Below are 20,449 nucleotides of genomic sequence, written 5' to 3'. Positions count from 1 at the left end.
TTATTTTTCCCTAAAATTCAGTAAAATAACTCTTATTATTTTACTTTTTCTAAATACTCACCATCAACCGTATTTACTTTGACAGTATCACCCTCTAAAACATGGTATGGTACTTGAATGACCGCACCACTCTCCAGTGTTGCCGGTTTTTTACTTCCGCTTGAAGTATCCCCTTTGAAGTTTGGTGGAGTTTCTGTGATAACAAACTCCATAATTTCTGGTGCTGCAACAGAGATAGCATCACCTTTATAGAAGATGATATCCACATTGATTCCATCTTTGAACCATTTTGCAGCATCATCACACTGCTCGTAAGAGAGACCAAGCTGATCATATGTTTCATTGTCCATAAACTGATACATCTCACCATCATCATAAAGATATTGCATCGTTTTGTACGTGATCTCAGGTACTTCAAATTTATCACCTGCGTGAACAGTCTTCTCAACAACTTTACCATTTAAAAAACTCTTGATTTTCATACGAACAAATGCAGCACCTTTACCTGGTTTTACATGTTGAAACTCTACAACTTTATAAGGAACTCCGTTTACTATTAAACGAACGTTCTTTTTGATATCGCCCATACCGATAGTTGCCATTTATACACCTTTAAAAAATATTTTAATAGATTTTACAATAAAAGTGCTTAGAATGTTATAATTGCACCATTATTTAAAAAATAGGAATTTATTTTTATGAAATTTATTTTAGAAGCTACGAGTGGCAAAGCACGTGCCGCTACGATTGAGACTGCACATTCAACTATCAAGACCCCTGTATTTATGCCTGTTGGTACTGTTGGGAGTGTAAAATCACTTGATGTCCATGATGTTTTGGATATGCTCGGTGCTGAAATCATTTTGGCAAATACCTACCATATGTATCTGCGTCCCGGAGACAAAACGGTGGCAAAAATGGGAAAACTACACGGTTTTACAAAGTACCCAAAAAGCTTTTTAACAGACAGCGGTGGTTTTCAGGCATTTTCTCTTTCTGATATGAGTAAGCCAAAAACAGACGGTATTGAATTTCGTAGCCATATAGATGGAAGCAAGCACTTCTTTACTCCAAAAAAAGTTATCGACATCCAGCATAATCTTGGTTCTGATATTATGATGATTTTAGATGACCTTGTAGCACTTCCTGCTACTCAGGAGCGCATCAAGCTCTCTATCGAACGGACAACTGCATGGGCAAAAGAGTCTATAGAGTACTTTCGTGCAAAACAAAAAGAGGGTATCGGTGTTGATCAAAATATCTTTGCTATCATCCAAGGTGGAACGGACAAAGCATTCCGTACAAAAAGTGCAACAGAACTCTGTGCACTTGATTATGACGGTTTTGCCATTGGAGGTCTCTCTGTAGGTGAGCTTAATAATGAGATGTATGACACAGTAGAACACACAACTCAGTATATGCCAGAAGATAAGCCACGCTATCTTATGGGTGTTGGGACACCAGAGGATTTGATAGAGAACATCGAACGCGGTATCGATATGTTTGACTGTGTTATGCCAACAAGAAATGCAAGAAACGGCACACTCTTTACCTCTTTTGGAAAGCTCAATATCAAAGGTGCAAAGTATAAAGAAGATGAAGCTCCTATTGATCCTGAGTGTGAATGTATCACTTGTAAGACCTACTCACGCGCTTATATTAACCATCTCTTTCGCTCACGTGAGATAACATACTTCAGACTTGCTACAATTCACAATCTCCACTACTACTTGAACTTGATGCGTGAGGTACGTGAGGCTATTTTAGAAGATAGATTTTCAGAGTATAAAAAAGAGTTTTATGCCAAGAGAAGTTAGATACTTTTAACTTCTCCAACTAACTCTTCTCCGTTGTAAAGTGACTGCTGGTTTTTCACTTTGTACTTTTTACTGATATCAAATAGGACTAAATCAGCACGCTCTCCTACTTCTATTTTTCCAGCTTGAAGAGCTATATTTTTGGCTGGATTTTCAACTGTCAGTTTTAGAAGCTCACGCATTGAAAGCAACCCGCTTTTTACTAACTTCGTATAGTAAAGTGGCAGTGCATCACTCAGTGCTTCACATCCATATGCAGCATCATAAAATGCTACTTCCTTGTTTACCGGAGAATTTGGCTGGTGAAGAGTTGTCAATGTATCAATAAGTCCGTTTTTAAGTGCCTCACACAGAGCCGTCATATCATTTTTTGATGCAAGAGGTGGATTAAGCTTTGCTGTAGTATTAAAGCCTTCACATGCTTCATCAGAGTGCACTAGATGATGCAGTGAGACTTCACAGGCAACATCCACACCTTCCTCCTTTGCCTTGGCAATCAACTCAACTGAACGAGGAGATGCGATCGATTTAAAAAGGATTTTAATGTCAAAATATCTTGCAATCTCTATCATACGTGAGACATGCAATACTTCAGAGAGCTCTGGAATACCTGCAAGTCCAAGACGGGAGCTTACATCACCATCAAGCATCACACCCGCATTAATGAGTGAGTTGTCTTCTGCTTTACAAAAAAGTGTCACACCATACATCTGCACATACTCAGCAATTTTAATGGCAATGTTATTTTTTGCAATAGTACTCATATAAGGAGCGATGACTCCTTTTTTCAAAAGAATCGCGATATTTGAGAGTGTCATATCTTCTTTTAAGGCATTGAGCATCAAATCCACTTGAACATCATCGATTGTCTTGATGGAATTTTGCGCAAACTCTAAAACCACTTCATCATCTATGGCAGGCGTGCTGTCAGCATTAAGGACAATATGCCCTACTCCACCTTGTTTGGCTTCCTGTGCTACTGCTGTAATACTTTTTGAGTTAAGCTGTGAATCTTTTAGGCGAACATTGAGATCTATCAGAGATGGAAGCAGATAGGCACCTTGTGCATCTACTGTTTCACTGTCACTGAGTCCCTTACCTATCTCTACAATAAGATCATTTTCAATCCGTACATCAACTTCTCTCTCACCATCTACATCACAAACTATCGCATTTTTTATCAACATTGCAGTACACCTTCGATATAATTACAGCATTATAAATGATTAAGGCTTAAAACTCATGAAAATTCTTGTATCCGCACTTGAACACTCAGCAAATGTTCATCTCAAATCTTTAAAAAATGAGTTGCGTGAGGATACAGAACTCATGGGTATATTTGACAGTGATCTTGGCAAGCCTATCGTAGATTTAAGAAGTTTGGCCATTATGGGCATCGTTGATGCACTCAAAAAACTGCGCTTCTTTTTCAAGCTTGCAGATGAAATGGTAGAGCTCTCTCGTGAAGCTGACAAAGTCCTGCTTATTGACTCATCAGGATTTAATCTCCCCCTTGCAAAAAAGATAAAAAAGAGATATCCGGACAAAGAGATTATCTACTACATTTTGCCTCAGGCCTGGGCATGGAAGAAAAAACGCATCCCTGTCTTAACACATACCATAGACCACCTCTGCTCTATTTTACCGTTTGAGCCTTCTTACTATCCAAAAGATGCACCGATTGAGTATGTAGGGCATCCTCTGCTTGACCAGATTAAAGAGTTTAAAGAGGAAAATGTAAAAGAAATAGAACATATTACCTTTATGCCAGGAAGCCGTAAGGGTGAGATTAAACGATTGATGCCGATATTTCAAGAGTTACGTAAAGAGCTGCGTGAGATAAAAAAAGCTACAGTTATCATTCCTGAATATTTTTCAGATGAAGATATTAAAGAGCTTTATGGAGATCTCTCAAACTTTGAAGTACGTCATGGCGCACACCAAACCCTGCGTGAGGCTGATTTTGCATTTATCTGCAGTGGTACTGCAACGCTTGAAGCTGCTCTTATCGGTACACCTTTTATCTTGGCTTATAAAGCAAAACCTTTGGATTATTTCATCGGGAGTCGTGTTGTAAAGCTCTCTCACGTAGGACTTGCAAATATTATGTTTGAGAAGTTTAAAGGGGTGGAGATTCATCCGGAGTTTTTACAAGATGCGGTAACTGTAGAGAATCTTCTAAAAAGTTATAAAGAGTATGACACTACACACTTTTTACAAAACTCTAAAGCTCTGCGTAAGTATTTGCAACATGGCAGTTCAAAAAGAGTTGTTCAAGTTATCGAAGAAGCTTAGTCCTCTTTTGGTTTACGAGCTTTAATACTAATCTTTTTACCTATAACTTTAGGTGCTTTTTTCTTTTTTGCCCATTTGTCATCTTTTTTATCATCACTTTGAAACTCACGCTTTGGTTTTTCAAACTGTGGCTTGTCAAATTTTGGTTTTTCCTGCGTAGACTTTTCATAACGTTTCTTCGCAACTTCTTTGATCTCATCTTTTGAGAGTTTTTTTCTTACGGGCTTATCTGATGATAAAGAAGTTTTTTGAGGATATTCAAATCCTGTAACCTGTTCTTGTTTAATTGCACGTCCAAGCAGTCTCTCTATATTATGCAGTGCTTTTTGTTCACGCTCATCTAAGAGCATTACAGCTCTCTTTATAGCTTTTGAAACTCTTGCCATATAAACAATCGCTTCTATCGGCATATCATAACTGATTAAAAAGTCACATTTGAGATCTTTGTTTTTTACGAGTCCTCTGTCTTCGATCACTCTGATATTTTGATTTTGTAACTTTGCTTTTAAAGCTTCAGGCTTAGCTGAGCAGACAACTAAAATATCTTCATTACTATTTTCTTCTATGATCTTATTTAAAAGATCTTCTTTTTTATCTTGTGGACATTGATAAATACGATGGTTATTTGGTTTGATTGAAATTGTAGCAGCAGGCATTTAGCTTCCTATATGGGTATATTTTGAAATTATACCCATATATGCCATAAATTATTCAGTAAGCTCTTTTAAAATTGACTCAAAATCACTCTGTGCTTTTAAAAGCTCTTTTTTCGCAGCTTTGTCTTCTACTCTTGCAGAGCTCATCCAGTTGTAAACCGATGGAAAACCTACTACGATTTTATCTTCATCTTTTTTCTTATAGACCATTGTTGTACATGGTGCAAATGCCGAAGCTTCCGGACGTGATTTTGCTACTGTGTAGATAACTTTTAATTTACAGATAGAGTATGTATCGTAAAAATCATACACTTCTTCAATCTTATCATCCAAGAATGTCAAATCCTGTGTTGCTGCCGTCACAAAACCATACGGTTTGAAAGACTCTTCAAGACTCATCTCAAACTCATCTTTTGCATCTTCCCAATCTTCCCCATCAAGGTCTAGTTCATATGTTGTCACTAAATCATGTGCTGTTTTGAGTGAATCTTCACTCTCTTTCATTATAGCACCCGGCAGTGCGATTTTAAGTGCTTTGATAAGATCATTATCAATAGCATCAAGGATTTTAGAGTCAATTCCTAAGATTTTTCTCTGCGCATCCGCTGTTAAAATAGAGACATAGAGAATATTGTCGCCCTTTTTTTGGTAAATTCCTACACCCATTGGTGTAAGTGCTCCGGCTTGTGGATACTTCACAAGCAGATCAGCTGCTAGTTTAGTGTGATGCACTGTCATCAATGTAAAGATCGTAAAGTCAGTTTGTTTAAACTGAATCTTAAATGGTCCGTTCATCTTACTGATAAGATCAATCCCAAAACCATTCTTCTCTAAAGTTTTGGCAATCGTATCAGATGTAATTTTTCCTTTAGCATTATCAACACTAAAAATATTCAAATCACCCTTTGCGTGGAGTGAAACAGCACAAAGGAGTGCAACTGCAAATAGTAATATCTTTTTCATATCTGTTATCCTTATGGTTTAATATAAATCCAACCTGCTTTTACACTCTCTAAAAGTTCAACTACACCAGCTGTCACAATTACAGAGCCCTCTATCAGGTCTTCTTCTTTTACTTTGAGTGTTCGCATCGTATTACCACAGGCAACGAACTCTACATCGTACTGCATTAAAGCATCTACACGTATAGCAGTTGTCCGGTTACGTTTGTACAGCAGTGCAAGACCTTTGGAATAAGCAACGATTTTCATCTCTACTTTTTCCGGTCCGTAAAACTTCAGTACATTGTTTGCGACACTCAGTATATGATCAAGAGCATGCGGAGAATCTTCTGTGACAGAAAAGACAATTTGTCTTGGATTGTCAATCGAAGGCTTTGGGTCTGCATACTCTGTATCTGCAAATAAGAGAATACAAAAGCTAAGTAAAATGAGTGTAAATTTTTTCATCAAATGTGCCTTTATTTTATATTTTTTGTCAAATCTTTAAAATCTTGAATGTTCCAAGAACCCGGAATCTTCTTAATGATTTGTTGATCCGAATCTACAAAGAAAAATGTTGGTGTAAAGTAAACATGAATACCCAGTGGCAGCTCATCAAAATCAAGATTGAGCTTTACAGGAATAAAACGTTTCTCTAACCATGTAGACATCTCTTTGTTATCAAAAACTTCTCTTTGCATATCCTTACAATAATGACAATCACTTCGTACCACATCAATCATAATGAGTTTAGCATTTTTTTTCTGTAGTTTCAGAGCCTCTTCGTATGTATGAAACTCCAATGCAAACAGTGATATAAATCCGCTTATTAAAATTAAAAATATTTTATTCACTTTCCCACTCCAATGTTCTATAAACTGTCTCTACATTCTGTCTGTGAATAGAGTCATAAAAAGGAACCCCTTTATACTCCGGCATAACAACTGCATTAACAACATCACCGATATCCTCACCGTCATCGAGCAGTTTTTTTACCTGCTTGCGCAACGTAACAAGATAATTATAAGTAAAATCAATGGCCTTTTTGTTTACCATTTCACCATGCCCACCAATCACATAAACAACATCCAAAGAGCGTAGCTCTTTCAAAGCTTTTATCCAGCCGTTAATGTCCCCGTCACGCAGAGATGGCAACCTCTCATTAAAAACTAAATCACCTGCAAAAATAACTTTTTTACTTGGAATGTAAACGTAAAGATCATTCTCTGTATGAGCTTTATTATTTACACTTTTTATAAAAACTTTTTCTCCATCAATCTTTAGAACTTTTTCATTATCTACAAATAGACCTGGATATTCTTGTGTAGTACCTTGAAATGCTTCTGCAGAGATTCTTCTTTGCATTCTTGTTTGTTCTTCTTTTGCTAACTCTTTAAAACTGCTTGGTCCTATAATAGTAACATTTTGTTTCTTGTAAAAACTGTTACCAAGCCAATGATCATCATGAATATGTGTATTTATAACGTAAGAGATAGGAAGATTTTTTATTTTTTGCATTTTTTTATATGCTTGCTCGGCATATTGGTATGTGGGACCACTATCTATCACAAGATAGCTGCTCCCCATAGTAACAAAACATGAATTAACCATGTTTCCATTGTTATGCTTATCCATCACTTCTGGTAGCCCGAAGAAGCAGAACACATCACTGCTAACCTCTTTGGGCTGAAGTTTGTAATCAAAGGAGAGAAGAGAATTTACAAGTACAATACTTAACAAAAATGACTTCAAAGCATAACTCCTTTTTTATCACACTATTTTAGAATTTAAACTGGTACTGAGCGATAAATGCATCGTCTCTATAACCACTTAAACCACTCCATTTACTTGTAGCATCCTCAGTTGCACCTGAACCACTTGCTAGGATATAGTTAAATACAACTTTATGTTGATTTCTTGCACGTTTTGCTTTACGAGAGAAATCAGAGTATGGTTGTGATAGGAAAAGGTTGAAACCTAAATACGTATTTCCTAATTTAGTAGTATTTGCTGTTGCACCTTTTTGTGCAGAACCTTGAAGATGTTTTGCAACCAACTCTAGTTTTGGTGTTACGAAATATCCTGCAGTTGCAGTATACACTGTTTCATCATAATCTTTTGTACCTAAAATATTTTTAGCATCAAAAAATTCAGCTTTTAAACTTAACTTACCAAGATTTGAATCAATACCAACATTGATATTTGAATAATCTTCCCCATTTGTAGTTAATGCATCATTACCATCTGCATTTTCACTTACTGCATATGAAGCTTCCATATGAAACTTTTCTGTCCAGTCAAACATACCACGGACTGCATAAGAGTTTCCACCAAACTCTGTACTGTTCACGGCAGAACTTCTGTTTGCTTGGTTAGCTATCATAATATCATAACCAAAACCTTTCCATGGACGCTCATGCCCCATTTCAAAACCATCTACCTTATTCCCTGCATAACCAATACCACGACCAGAGATCATCAAACCAGTATTTCTCTCTAATGCTAAAGATTTATCAAAACCACGCTCAGCAATATCGAGGTTCCATCCTGGCATTGTAAAACTCATACCATTTGGCATTTTAATAAGACCGGCTTTAATAACAAAAGCAGGATCAGCTACATAAGAGATAAATGCATCTTTAATCATTTTAGGCATTGCTGCACCATCTGTTGCATCACCACCATTAGCACTACTATGATCTTGATTAAAATCTAAAAAGACTTTACCACGAACTTTACCGGCTACATATTTCCAACCAAGGCGAATACGCTGTGCACGAAATGCAATATCAGAGCTTGCTTTATCTACAGAACCAGCTTCTTTGATTTGCATACCTTTTCCACCAACAGCCTCAAGCTGAGCAAAACCAAAGAAAGTCAGTTTTGTATCAACATCACCTACTTTTTTCTTCATTGTATAACCAGCTTCTGCTGAAGTCGCCATTAAAAGTACTGCTGCAGCACCTGCAGCTAATTTAACCATATTCTTTTTCATTATAAACCCTTATTTTTAAATAAAGAATATGTTATAATTAAACCGCTTGTTTATGTATAACATATTCAACAAAAGATGGCAGCCCCAACTGCCATCTCCCAATCCTTAACAGCCCATAGAGCCTTTTGTAGGACAACCACAACTGTAATCAAGCAGAGTAACATTACCTTTATTACTCACATCAACCACTTTTTCTCTTTTGATATAGTCACGAACTACATCGTATACAGGACGGATCTTATCTTTTTGCAGATTCTCACCTGCTTTTTGTAAGTTTCCACCCCATGATGAGACAACATATGTTTTATTTAAGTCTATCGGCTTACCTCCAATTTTAAGATTTGATATACGTTCACCGGCTTTGTTCGATACAGCGATACTGTATGTTACACCACCCAAGCGACTCATATCCCCACCTTGTTGGTAGAGCGGATTTTCATTAAATACATTATCTGCGATATCTTCAAGCAGTTGTGCTATTTTTTCACCTTTTAACTCAAATGTATAAACATTCGGGTATGTGATGCCACACATCTCATAAACATTATCCATCAGTATGTCATCACCTGCAAGAACTGTTGTTCCCCATCTGTACCCTGGAGTAAAAGAGACATCACACTGCATCTCATCCATAATCGCATCATTGATGAGTTGGTCAAATGTTGAAAAGAATGTATCACGTTTGTAAAGCATACCTTTTGTCTGACCAAGTACTTCATTGAACTCTTTTGCAAATGGAGCATACAGTTCATGAACAAGTTTCTCGCCTTCAGGATCAGCCGGAATAAGATTTGAAGCGATTGGAATGAGTTTATACTCATACCCTTTTACTTTTCCATCTTTTGCATCAACATCCAAACGTCCGATGTACTTACCATGACTACCAGCAATAACGATTACCGTATCATTGATAGTTATTGGTTGTGGTGAAGGGTCATGTGTATGTCCACTCAAGATAAAGTCAATACCATTTACCTGACGAGCAACCTCTTGGTCAACACTGAATCCATCATGTGAAAGAACAACAACACAGTCCACTTTTTTCTCATTTCTAAGTTCATCAACATACTCTTGAAGCGTTTCAAGTCTTAGACCAAAACTCCAACCCTCTGTAAACTCTTTCGGGTTTGCTGTTGAAGTAAATGGGAATGACTGACCGATGATACCAATCTTGGCACCACCTCTCTCTTCGATAGTATATGGCTCAAAAATAAGCTCTTCATACTCATCTGCAAATGGATCATCACCCACAATATTTTGAGAGATAAACTTCGCATCTAACATATCAATGAGCTCTTTAACTCTCTCTTTACCGTAAGTAAACTCCCAGTGACCTACCATTACATCAATACCAAGATAGTTCTGTGCTTTTACAATCGCTTCACCACCGGTTTTTAGTGCTACACCAGTTCCCTGCCATGTATCACCAGAATCTAAGAAAAGTACATTCTCAGCTCCACGCTCTTTAATAATATGGTTCGTCAAAGTTTTCATATGAGCGATACCACCCATTTTTCCAAACTTTTTCGCAAGCTCTTCAAAATTGATGTATGTATCAAAATATGCATCAAGTGAACTAGGCTCTAGTCCATAATGCTTTGCAAATGCTTCACCACATAAAAATCCCGGTGTTCCAACCAGATTTGGAGCAGAGATCAGTGTTGATGGCTCTCTCCAGTAAAGTGGCTTGATATGTGCATGCAAGTCACACATATGAAGCAGTGTAAAATTCCCTTTTGCTTTAAAATCATATATATCTTTTAAAGATATCTGTGCAGGAGATTTCACTCCGGTATTACAGCCACCGGCTGCCATACCGAGACCAAAAATCGCTGCAATATGCATAAAGTCTCTTCTTGAAATTTCCATTATAGACCTTTTATCTTTTTAAACCAGGAATAGCAATCTCACTACCCTTAGCCTTATCAGTAAGATAAATTTCAAGTGCTACCATCTCTTTTGAACCTAAAGGAATCACTTTAAGAAGTGCATTTTTCATACATCCTTGAAAACGGCGTTGAAAAGTTCTCAGTGATGACTTTGTCATTCTGTATGCAGGCCACGTTGCAGCAGCTTTTACACCTTTTGAGCTCAAATCTGGAAGAGGTTGTGTTCTTAAAACTCTTCCGATTACATCAGGAGAGTGACAAGAGTTACATGAAAGACCACGTCCACCACGTTTTGTCATAAATGTTTTCTCACCAAGAGCATACATCTCTTTCATTTGAGGGTTTGCATTTACATCAATGTTGATTGGCTCATCATTTGCAATAGATTTCACATATGCGACCATTGCGAACATATTTCCACTTTTAAGTTTGAGTGGTTTATGCCCACCGTCTGCCATCATTGCTTGTAGCACTTGATCAAGTCCTACAACCATATCAAACTTTTTAATATAACGCGGGAAACCTGCGATATATGAAGGAAGTTCATCTTCACTTACACCAAGATATTTTGCAAGACCTTCGTCTCCACCCATATAACTTAGTAACTCTTCACCATCTGCAATCATAATATCTGCTGGATTGTTTTCTGACATTTCAGCATACATTGCACGGTCTGCATCGCTCATTGCAAATTGTTCACCACCAAATGATAATGAAGCAAGCATTGCAACTGATAGAGCTATTTTAATACCTGTTTTCATCTGATTATCCTTTTGGTTTAATCTTTTTACTTTTCTCGTGTACTTCACCAGTGTTGTCTGTATATGTAACTGTAAGTTTCCCTTTACCATTTACTTTCATATAGATAGTAAATACCGGATTTACAGATAATGATTCCCAAACTGTCATCGTCGTGATATCTTTACCGTTATAGTTAAACTTCACACTGTTGATGTATTTTGCAGGGATGATTTTTTTCGTTTTCTTATCTTTCCCCATACCTGTATCCATTGGGTGCATTACCATGAAACTTACTTTTACAATTTCACCGTCTTTATATCTTTTTGGTTTGATCTTAATCAGTGATTTTCTTTCTTCTGCCATTTTCATATCCTCTTTATTTATTTTTTATCTTGTTTCTCTGATTGAAATATCAACCACATCCACCAATAGTTACTTTTACACTTTGAGAAGCGATTAAAAACTCACCATTGCTAAGTTCTACAAGACCAACAACCTCTTGCGTTCCACCAAGTTTGATACGCGTTGAGAAGTAAGCTTTTCCATTTGCAGGTGTAAGATTCACATCAATACAACGTGCATTTGAATTTTTTGTAGAGAGTACGTGGATTGCTTTTACATAGTCTGAATCTGTCATAGGAGAATCAACTTCAACAGTTACAGGAACAACTGCACCATTCTCAGCGATTTCTGGAACTTTAAGTTTTACTTTGCTTGATTTAACAGGAGCTTTCCCACCTGTAATAGCATCAACAGCTACTTTATAGTCCATCTTGTTTGGACTTACCGGTTTTGGCGCATCTGCTGCGAAACTCATAACAGGGATAACTGCACCTACAGCTGCCACTGAACCTATTTTTTTAAAAAAATCTCTTCTTTGCATTGTTTACTTTCCTTTAGTCTTATTTTGGAGCTACGACAAATGACGTAATGTCACATATCTCTCTTGGAGTAAATAGCTTCGTTGTTAAATTGATAGTCATATGTGTATCTGGATTGTCAATACGAGCATCGGCAATTTTTTGGAAAACAAACTGATAATCTCTTGCACCACTGTCGATGAAGTTCTCTTTATAGTCTGTTAAATCAGGACCGATATTACCAGCACCACGTGCGCCTTCAATATTATGACAAGCTACACAGTTTCCATACTGTTTTGGTGGGATTTTATCGCCAGGCATATATGTTTTACCCGGTTTCATTTGTTTACGAGATAAACCTTTTGGAGGGTTTTTCTTCGCTTTTTTCCCATTTAGATTATTAAAGATATACTCACCTCTAGCAATCGCAGCCGGATCACTTGTTATACAACCTGCTGGCATTGTAAATACCTTTGGTGGTGCCAACAGATCTTTTTCTATCATCTTACTTGCATCTGGATGCTCTATAACTTTGCTGTAATCTGTAGCAAATAGTGAAGCTCCTACAAGCAATGACATCATTACTGTTTTGTTCATTCTTGTTCCTCCTATATATTTTCAGGAACAAGTTTAACTACTGAATGTAAAATGAATGTAAAATCAGATTTTTTTATAGTTATTTATTTGAAGTATGTGGAAAGATATAGAGAAACAGGCTTCCCTGCTTTAAGTTTGACTCGATTTTAAGTTCAATATTCTCACTGTTAATGATGGATTTTACAATATTTAGCCCTATTCCAAAACCACCTTTTGATGTATCTTCACGATAATAGCGAGAAAATATCTTCTCAACTTTCTCAATTCCTACACCATAATCTTTAAAAGAGAGATGACATCTCTCATCTTTCATATAGAGTGCTATATCAATTTCTGAGTTTTCATACGAATACTTAATCGCATTGGAGATATTATTATCAATAAGACGCTGCAGTTGTTTTTCATTCATATGTACACTGCCACAATTGGAGATATCTGCATTTATCTTAATGTTTTTCATTGCCGCAACTTCAGAAAAGTACTCTACCCTCTCATTTAAGAACTTAGCAATATCAACATCTTTTTTTTCATGTTCAAGTCTCTCATGCTTGATGAGATAGTCCATATCATTATAGATATTTGAGAGTACTTTTGCAGCTGCCTTCATTCTCTGCATATATTTATTTGGTTCATTTTTACGATTATAGAGATCTATGTTAACGTTGATAATAGAGAGTGGTGTATTAATCTCATGCATCGAGTCTTTTATGAAATTATCAAGCTGCTTGTTCATTTTTTGAAATGGTTTGGCAAAGGTCTTAAGAAAGTAAACACTCAAGATAAATACCAAAATAACTATGCTAAATAAAATAAGAAGTACTTTTTCATAAACAGAAGCATACGAAATCGTATTATGTACGACAAGATAACTTGCACCGAAATATCTCTCTTTTGGAAGCTTTACAACCAAATAGGCATCGTTACCATCCAAATAGTAACCATTTTTAAAATACTTTACAGGATGTTCTATCAAAGTAAAAATTGCCTGAAATTTCTCATCATAAAGACCTGATTCAAAAGTCTTAAATCGGGGATACTCAAAAAATTCGTCATTTTGGTCATACGCTTGCATCGCTTTAATAAGCAGCAGAGACTTCTCTTTTAAAAGCAGTTCATTTTGAATGGCATGAATATTTTTCATATAGACCATATAGTAAAAAAGCGGCGTGAGCAGTATTATACTAATAAGTGCCGAATAGATAAGTGCATATTTTGTAGAGTACTGATTATCTTTCAATAATGTATCCTAAGCCACGTCTATTTTGTATGATATCATCCGGCAGTTTCTTTTTGAGATTGTTGAGCTGTACACGAATGGTTGCCGGTTCAACATACTCTCCCCACACCTCATCTTGAAACATCTGTGTTGATACTATGGAGTTTTTATTTTTGATGAGTACTTCTAGCAGCTCTTTTTCTGTCTTTCGAAGCACTATCTCTTCACCATCCTGCGTGAGCTTGCTCTTTTTAAGGTCATACACTACACCAGAGCCAAGTTCTACTATCGAGCCATCATTTTGTAAATGCGATGCCAAAGCCTGATCTATTCGAAGTTCTAACTCTTCAAGATCAAAAGGTTTTCTGATATAGTCACAACAGCCACGCTTGTAGCCCTCTTTAAGATCTTCCATCTCTGTCATCGATGTTAAAAAGATTGCAGGAATTTTTATGCCGTCTTCTCTAAGCTTGCGTAAAAACTCAAAACCGTTCATCGAAGGTACATTGACATCTAGAAGTAAAATATCATAGCTTTTATCATATACGGCATCATACGCTTCTGCTCCGTCCATATAGCCATCGACTTCATATCCGATATCATTCAAAAACTCTTCGATGCTGATTCGCAGTGAATATTCATCTTCTAAGAGCAGTACTTTCATTTTATCTTCCCATCTATTTTTTTTACTATTTTACGATTAAGCATCATCTGTATCAGCTCATCTTTGGAGTATTTGTCAAATTTTTCATAGGCCTCATCAAAAAAGACCTCTCTGTCCTCTTTATCTATAACATCCTGCAGATAGACAAGAGAAGATGCCGAATAGTTCTCATAGACATTGTTCTCATACCTCTGCTGTTTTACTATATCATACAAAGAGCTTCTTGTAATATTGATTAAAAAGGAGATATCATCTTCGGGATTTCTAAAGTAGTTAAGATAACGCTCTGGTAGAACAAACACAAAACCGCCAATGATCTTTCCATCACCATCACGCATATTTTCATAAAAGATATACTTCCCATCCTTATAAACAACACCACTGAGCTTTAACTCTTTAAAGTCAATCGTGTGTAGTGTTTGCAGATGCGCATAGTTATAGTTTCTGTTTGCCAGTATATACTTGTCAATACTAAGGTTTTGCATCATAAGCACTGCTGTATCTGTATGCTTTACATCTAGCAGTACATACAGGTCCACCCCGATAGAACTAAAAAAATCGGTGATGGACTTAAAAAAGGAGATAGACTCTATAAAACCCAAAAAATTTCCCTCTTTATAAACAGGAACTGTTGCTTTAATGCCAAGTCTGCGCCCCACTTCTATAGAAGTACGTGGTGCTTTATGGGTATCAAAGTACTTTAGGTCTGTTCTATAATCTCCAATTGGCATACCTGCATAGATATCATCCCAGCTTCTTGCAAAGATATTGAGCTCTTTTGTGATAACCTGCGTACGGATTCTAGAGCCTGTATTTTGTTGGATACTTTTGGCAATATCAGAGATGATTTTATAGCCTAAATCTTCATCATCATTTTCCAGTGCATCAATTAAGCCTTTGTTTTTTGAGAGCATCAAAGCAATACGCAGATCTTCCATCTTGTGTGTTTTTAACTGACTCTCCAAAGTCAAACGCATCTGATCCATAATATGGTATATCTTCTGTTCTTTGACCTCATTTTTATAGTAATAGGTTGAGAGTAAAATAATGACAATTAAAACAGAGAAGATAAGCACTATTTTCTTTAACAAACTTTTTACTACCTCATTAAAGAGAATTTAGATGTTTTAAAAAAACATCCGGTTCGACAAAACCAATAAGCGTTTTTGCCTTGATAACTTTTCCGTCTTTATCAAAAAAGATAAGAGCAGGTGGTCCAAAAACACCATATGCTTTTGAGAGCGCCTTCTCTTTTTCACCATTCTGTGTTACATCAGCACGAATCAGTACAAACTCACGCAACTTCTCCTCTACACGAGAATCTGCAAAAGTCACCTCTTCAAGTTCCTTACATGCACTGCACCAATCAGCTGCAAAATCCAGAAGTATCTTTTTACCTCTATTCTTCTCTAAAAGTCTATTGAGCTCATCCAAAGAAGTTACCCTTGTAAACTTGAGCGCTTCTTTTCTCTCTACTGTAGAGCTCATTGCAACACTTTTTACTTTTAAAAATCCAAGCGGTTGTGTCATACTTGGTGCACCTGCAAGTACTCCGATAAAGAGTGCAAGTGAATAAAGAAACATCAATAGTGCAACAGTGCGTTTAAAAATATGCCCCTCTTTATCAAATACACCAAGATAGAGTGCAAAACCAAGACCAAGCATTGCATAAAGCAATGTTGTTATATCTGATGATACAACTTTTTCAAGCATCCATACTGCAACACCGAGCATAAGCACACCAAAGATAGCGTTGATCATTGTCATCCATGCGCCCGGTTTTGGCATAAATTTACCGGCACTCACCCCAACTAAAATAAGTGGTATACCCATACCAAGACTCATTGCAAAAAGAGCTGCTCCACCCAAGAGTGCATCACCTGTTTGACCAATATAGACTAAAGCACCTGCAAGTGGCGCTGCTACACAAGGCCCAACAATCAGAGCTGAGAAAAAGCCCATAATCGCAACACCAATAAATCCACTGCGATTTGAGTTTTGAGAAACACGCGATACAAGTACATCTGGAAGTTTTAGTTCATAAAAACCGAACATAGAAAAAGCAAGTGCAACAAAAACAGCTGCAAAACTGTACACAACCCATGGTGTTTGTAATGCAGCTTGAAGATTTGAGCCAAAAAGCCCAGCAAAAACTCCCGCTATTGTATATGCTACTGCCATTGCAAGTACGTAAACAAGTGAAAGTCCAAACGCTTTTTTCGTTGTCAATCCCTCACCTTGAGAGATAATAACACCGGAGATGATAGGAATCATAGGAAAAACACACGGTGTCAATGAAAGAAGCAGTCCAAAAATAAAAAATGTTGCAAGCACAACTAAAAAACCACTAGATTTGATCGTATCTGCTATGAGGTCTGTTTCTGATTTATTTTGTAGACCCTGTTCACTCTCATTCTTTTGTGTTCCTGCAGGAGCCACAACTCCCTTATTTGACAACTTTGCACTGTCAACTTGAAGTGTAAAAACCTTTTCACTGGGCTCATAACACAGACCCTGTTCTGAACATCCCTGATACTCGACTTTAACTTTAACATCCTGCATACCTGCAAGAGCTTTCTCTTTTTGAAGTGTGAGTACAAATTCAGGTGATTTCAGATAAACAGCATCACCCATATGTTCAACCGATTCCGGTGCAACTATCTTTTTAATCGAGATACCATTAGCTTCTAAAAGAGATACATTAAGTTTATCTTTGTAAAGATATATCTCCGGTGCTATCTCTATGCCAACGAGTATTTGCGACTTTTCATCCACTTTGGCATAGGGTTTAAATGCTTCATTTGGCATGAGAAAATCTGCTGCGTGAAGCGTGAAAAGAGTTGCTAACAACAATGTCAACACTTTTGTAAATATCTTCATAGAATGACCTTTAGTAATTTTAAGTAAGAACTATACAATCTTTTTGTGTATATTTTGTGTAACTTGTATTATAATGTCAAAAAATAAAATAAGAGTAAATTATGAATATAGATTTAGATACTGAGATATGCGTGTGTAATTCACTCACTATTAAAGATATAGCAGAGTGTATCAAACAAAATAATCTTTCAACGCTCCAGGAGGTCTTGGATAATACAGAGATGCCAATCGGTGACAAGTGTGAAGCGTGTCATGACGAAGGATATCATAATGACGGGCTCAATATTCCAATGGTTCTTGCTATGGTCAAGAGTGGACGCGCTTAGGAACTTCAATTATAAATGTACTCTGGTTATCAGATGACTCAACATCTATCTTACCGTTAAACTGTTTCTCAATTATCATTTTGGACATATACAGACCCAATCCTGTACCATTTTTTCCTTTGGTACTAAAATATGGTTCAAAAATTTTCTGGAAATTCTCTTTTTTAATACCACCTGCATTGTCACTGATCTTAATTATTATCTTATCTTCTTTACTCTCTATTTCTATGATTATGTATCTGTTTTTTGAGCTTCCTGTTTCATAGGCATCTATGGCATTGTTTAAAATGTTTAAAAAGACCTGTATCAGCTCATTTGCGTAAACATGCACTTTTATCTGCATATTTCCCTGCAGTTCCAGTGATATCTCATCTTTTTTGAGTCTTGGTTCAATAAAACTGACACACTTCATAATAAGCTCACCGATTTGTATTTCAACGGCCTCTTTTGCCGGATGAAAGTAGGTTTTAAAATCATCAATAGTATTGGAGAGATATATTATGGAGTTACTTATCTCATCAAGTATCTTTAAAAGCTCCTCTTTTGTAATCTTTTCACCTATCATCTCTTTGAGCTGAATACTTGATATTTGCAGAGTGATTGTGTTAAGTGGTTGTCGCCACTGGTGTGCTATCATAGAGATCATCTCCCCCATAACGGCCTGCTTGGACTGAATCGTTAAGATCTCATCTTTTTGTATCAGCTCCTCAATCTTCTCTTGTACAGTAGCCTCGAGCGATTCATTAATCTCACGCAGCTCTTTTGTTTTTTCATAGACCTGTCTCTCAAGCTCTTTATTGAAGTTTTTAAGTTTACGTTGATAGTAGATCATGATAAGAACTATAACACCCATGAAAAAAAGAGTTTTGAGTGCCAGAGAATAATCGATTGTTGTTTGATACCTGCTTATTCGCCAGGAGTTTCGAATCGATTCAATTTTCTCTTTTGAAATATGCTTGAGAGCTTTGTTGATGATGGAGTAAAGAGTCTTCTCATCTTTTTGTATACCGATACTTCCCTGTATTGGTCTATCTTTTGCCAAAAAACCACTTATTTTGAGTTTACCGTAACCATATTTGTCAATAAAATAATCAGCTTGTTCATCCAATGTAACAATTGCGTATGCCTTGTTATATAAAACATCCCGTACCATCTTGTTCTTATCATACTCAACTTTTATACGTAAATATGGATAGAGGTATTTGAGATATGCTCTAAAAGAGTCCTTTTGAACTATTAGGACCTTATCTTTTAGCAGTGTCGGGTCATCCACAAAAGAGCGTTCCAACTTACTCAAAAGAGCAAAACTTGTAGCACTGAATGGAGGTGTTACTTGGATAGTTGTAAACTCTTTGTTTGCCGTTGCGACAACCGAAAGCATCTTACATTTTTTATTTTGGAGATTCTCCATCAAATCTTTTTCAGAAGCAGATGCGACAGGAGTAAACTCAAGTGAGGTCAGATTTGAAATGATTGAAAATATATCTCCCATCTCTCCGGTAAGCTTGTCATTTTTAATCCCATCGAGTGGAAAAAGATCATAGTTTATACAGATATCTATCTTTTTATTATTATTGATGTAGTTGAGCTCTTTATCGCTAAACTGTAGCGCAGCTGTATCTGTTTTTGGATGAAAGAGGTAATCATCCAAGCTTTTTTCATTTTGTATATGATACTCTTTTAAAAAGAGCTCTTTTTGTTTTTTCAAAAAACTTCTGTCAATGGAACCAAGCTCATAGGTATAGGGTAAAATTAGTTTTTGAACACCAAGGGCCTCTTTTTTTATACTCTCTTTTGAGAGTTTTATCTGATATTTTTTTTTGATAATATCAACCAACTCATCTTTATGAGAGAGTGCATACTGCCACCCTTTTAATGAAGCATCACGAAAAGCTTTTGTTCGCCCGGGATGTTTTGTCGCTTCTTCTTTGGATGTAATGAGTTCAAGCTGTAAGATATAGAGATTATCATCACTTGGGTCAAGTACATTGTAGTGCACTCCCAGATCATCAAGTTTATAAAGCTCATTCGAGACAAAAGCGGTCATTGCATCAACTTTTCCCTGAGCAAAATCATCAACACTGTAACTGTGAGGAACAAGCTCTACATCATCAACACTGACACCATAACCACGCAGATAGAGACCAAAGTTGAGCATAAAATCATCTTTTGTTGTTGCCATAATCCGTTTAGTTACTAAATCCTTGGGAGATTTAATCTCCGGTTTTGCTACCAAAACCAAAGCAGCCCGTTTGAAGTACGATGAAAGCAGGACCAAAGATTTACCGCGCAGATACTCTAAAAGTGCCAAGGAGTTGTAGATGCCGTATGTTGCCTTGCCACATAAAACATCATCTTCAATATCTATGCCATCTTCATATTCACGCAGCTCAACATCAAGCCCTACATCTTTATAAAACCCTTTCTCCTTCGCAGCTATAAAACCGGCAAACTCAAACTGATATTTCCAATGCAGTTGCAGTGAGACTTTTTGAAGCTCTTCCCTGTTATGATGATTGGCAAAAAGCGTTGTTACAAAAAGGGAAAGTAAAAGTAAAAATTTCATTGAAAA

Annotated in this window: 21 protein-coding genes; 3 read left to right on the top strand and 18 right to left on the bottom strand. The window is 36.6% G+C overall.

Features of this window, described 5'->3' with window-relative positions:
- Positions 1-35 precede the first annotated feature (35 nt).
- Entirely contained in the window at positions 36-602 is a 567-nt protein-coding gene (gene efp, locus MNY27_RS00925; protein ID WP_152183028.1) for an elongation factor P, read from the bottom strand.
- A 96-nt stretch (positions 603-698) separates the two neighbouring features.
- On the opposite strand from efp, the gene tgt reads away from it, so the two are divergent.
- Positions 699-1,817: a tRNA guanosine(34) transglycosylase Tgt gene (tgt, locus tag MNY27_RS00920; protein WP_152183029.1), complete on the top strand. Its 1,119-nt coding sequence runs from the start codon at positions 699-701 to the stop codon at positions 1,815-1,817.
- Here tgt and MNY27_RS00915 read toward each other — a convergent pair.
- Entirely contained in the window at positions 1,814-3,004 is a 1,191-nt protein-coding gene (locus MNY27_RS00915; protein ID WP_152183030.1) for an amidohydrolase family protein, read from the bottom strand. The two genes, tgt and MNY27_RS00915, sit on opposite strands and share 4 nt — an antisense overlap.
- A 55-nt stretch (positions 3,005-3,059) precedes the next feature.
- Here MNY27_RS00915 and lpxB point away from each other — a divergent pair, with 55 nt between their 5' ends.
- Positions 3,060-4,112 carry a lipid-A-disaccharide synthase gene (lpxB, locus tag MNY27_RS00910; protein WP_152183031.1) on the top strand — a complete coding sequence of 351 codons (1,053 nt, stop codon included), beginning with the start codon at positions 3,060-3,062 and terminating at the stop codon, positions 4,110-4,112.
- Here lpxB and MNY27_RS00905 read toward each other — a convergent pair.
- From MNY27_RS00905 to dsbD, 15 genes are all read right to left on the bottom strand, one after another.
- Positions 4,109-4,768, bottom strand: a complete 660-nt coding sequence (locus tag MNY27_RS00905) for a hypothetical protein (RefSeq protein WP_152183032.1) — start codon at positions 4,766-4,768, stop codon at positions 4,109-4,111. The genes lpxB and MNY27_RS00905 overlap by 4 nt on opposite strands.
- 51 nt (positions 4,769-4,819) lie before the next feature.
- Positions 4,820-5,731, bottom strand: coding sequence for a DUF302 domain-containing protein (locus MNY27_RS00900; protein ID WP_152183033.1), 912 nt, complete (start codon positions 5,729-5,731; stop codon positions 4,820-4,822).
- 11 nt (positions 5,732-5,742) lie between these two features.
- Positions 5,743-6,177, bottom strand: a complete 435-nt coding sequence (locus MNY27_RS00895; RefSeq protein ID WP_152183034.1) for a DsrE family protein — start codon at positions 6,175-6,177, stop codon at positions 5,743-5,745.
- 11 nt (positions 6,178-6,188) lie between these two features.
- Positions 6,189-6,563, bottom strand: a complete 375-nt coding sequence (locus MNY27_RS00890; RefSeq protein ID WP_152183035.1) for a DUF255 domain-containing protein — start codon at positions 6,561-6,563, stop codon at positions 6,189-6,191.
- Entirely contained in the window at positions 6,556-7,461 is a 906-nt protein-coding gene (locus tag MNY27_RS00885; protein WP_152183036.1) for an MBL fold metallo-hydrolase, read from the bottom strand. The genes MNY27_RS00890 and MNY27_RS00885 overlap by 8 nt, the downstream gene beginning before the upstream one ends.
- 28 nt (positions 7,462-7,489) lie before the next feature.
- A complete protein-coding gene (locus MNY27_RS00880; protein WP_188109409.1) occupies positions 7,490-8,704 on the bottom strand; it encodes a porin in 1,215 nt (404 codons plus the stop codon).
- 105 nt (positions 8,705-8,809) lie between these two features.
- Positions 8,810-10,573 (bottom strand): thiosulfohydrolase SoxB, encoded by a 1,764-nt coding sequence (gene soxB / locus MNY27_RS00875; protein WP_152183038.1) that lies wholly within the window; start codon positions 10,571-10,573, stop codon positions 8,810-8,812.
- Positions 10,574-10,583: 10 nt separating this feature from the next.
- Entirely contained in the window at positions 10,584-11,354 is a 771-nt protein-coding gene (soxA, locus tag MNY27_RS00870) for a sulfur oxidation c-type cytochrome SoxA (protein WP_152183039.1), read from the bottom strand.
- Between the two features lie 4 nt (positions 11,355-11,358).
- Complete coding sequence (soxZ, locus tag MNY27_RS00865) at positions 11,359-11,697, bottom strand: thiosulfate oxidation carrier complex protein SoxZ (RefSeq protein WP_152183040.1); 339 nt, start codon at positions 11,695-11,697, stop codon at positions 11,359-11,361.
- A gap of 49 nt (positions 11,698-11,746) precedes the next feature.
- The gene (soxY, locus tag MNY27_RS00860) at positions 11,747-12,217 is read right to left on the bottom strand and encodes a thiosulfate oxidation carrier protein SoxY (protein ID WP_152183041.1); all 471 of its coding nucleotides are present in this window, start codon (positions 12,215-12,217) and stop codon (positions 11,747-11,749) included.
- Between the two features lie 19 nt (positions 12,218-12,236).
- Positions 12,237-12,791 carry a sulfur oxidation c-type cytochrome SoxX gene (soxX, locus tag MNY27_RS00855; protein ID WP_346391764.1) on the bottom strand — a complete coding sequence of 185 codons (555 nt, stop codon included), beginning with the start codon at positions 12,789-12,791 and terminating at the stop codon, positions 12,237-12,239.
- A gap of 79 nt (positions 12,792-12,870) precedes the next feature.
- A complete protein-coding gene (locus tag MNY27_RS00850) occupies positions 12,871-14,028 on the bottom strand; it encodes a HAMP domain-containing sensor histidine kinase (protein ID WP_152183043.1) in 1,158 nt (385 codons plus the stop codon).
- Complete coding sequence (locus MNY27_RS00845; RefSeq protein WP_152183044.1) at positions 14,018-14,671, bottom strand: response regulator transcription factor; 654 nt, start codon at positions 14,669-14,671, stop codon at positions 14,018-14,020. The genes MNY27_RS00850 and MNY27_RS00845 overlap by 11 nt, the downstream gene beginning before the upstream one ends.
- Positions 14,668-15,762 (bottom strand): hypothetical protein, encoded by a 1,095-nt coding sequence (locus MNY27_RS00840; RefSeq protein WP_152183045.1) that lies wholly within the window; start codon positions 15,760-15,762, stop codon positions 14,668-14,670. Before MNY27_RS00840 ends, MNY27_RS00845 begins: the two co-directional genes overlap by 4 nt.
- A gap of 16 nt (positions 15,763-15,778) precedes the next feature.
- Positions 15,779-17,551 (bottom strand): protein-disulfide reductase DsbD, encoded by a 1,773-nt coding sequence (dsbD, locus tag MNY27_RS00835; RefSeq protein ID WP_346391763.1) that lies wholly within the window; start codon positions 17,549-17,551, stop codon positions 15,779-15,781.
- Positions 17,552-17,652: 101 nt separating this feature from the next.
- On the opposite strand from dsbD, the gene MNY27_RS00830 reads away from it, so the two are divergent.
- Positions 17,653-17,877, top strand: coding sequence for a (2Fe-2S)-binding protein (locus MNY27_RS00830; RefSeq protein ID WP_152183047.1), 225 nt, complete (start codon positions 17,653-17,655; stop codon positions 17,875-17,877).
- Here MNY27_RS00830 and MNY27_RS00825 read toward each other — a convergent pair.
- Positions 17,858-20,443 (bottom strand): ABC transporter substrate-binding protein, encoded by a 2,586-nt coding sequence (locus MNY27_RS00825; protein ID WP_152183048.1) that lies wholly within the window; start codon positions 20,441-20,443, stop codon positions 17,858-17,860. The genes MNY27_RS00830 and MNY27_RS00825 overlap by 20 nt on opposite strands.
- Positions 20,444-20,449 lie beyond the last annotated feature (6 nt).

It is taken from the genome of Sulfurimonas sp. NWX79 (genome assembly GCF_039667035.1).
In the GTDB taxonomy this organism is placed as follows: domain Bacteria; phylum Campylobacterota; class Campylobacteria; order Campylobacterales; family Sulfurimonadaceae; genus Sulfurimonas; species Sulfurimonas indica.
The sequence above is the reverse complement of the archived record's forward strand: the minus strand, read 5'-3'. Positions and strand labels throughout refer to the sequence as shown.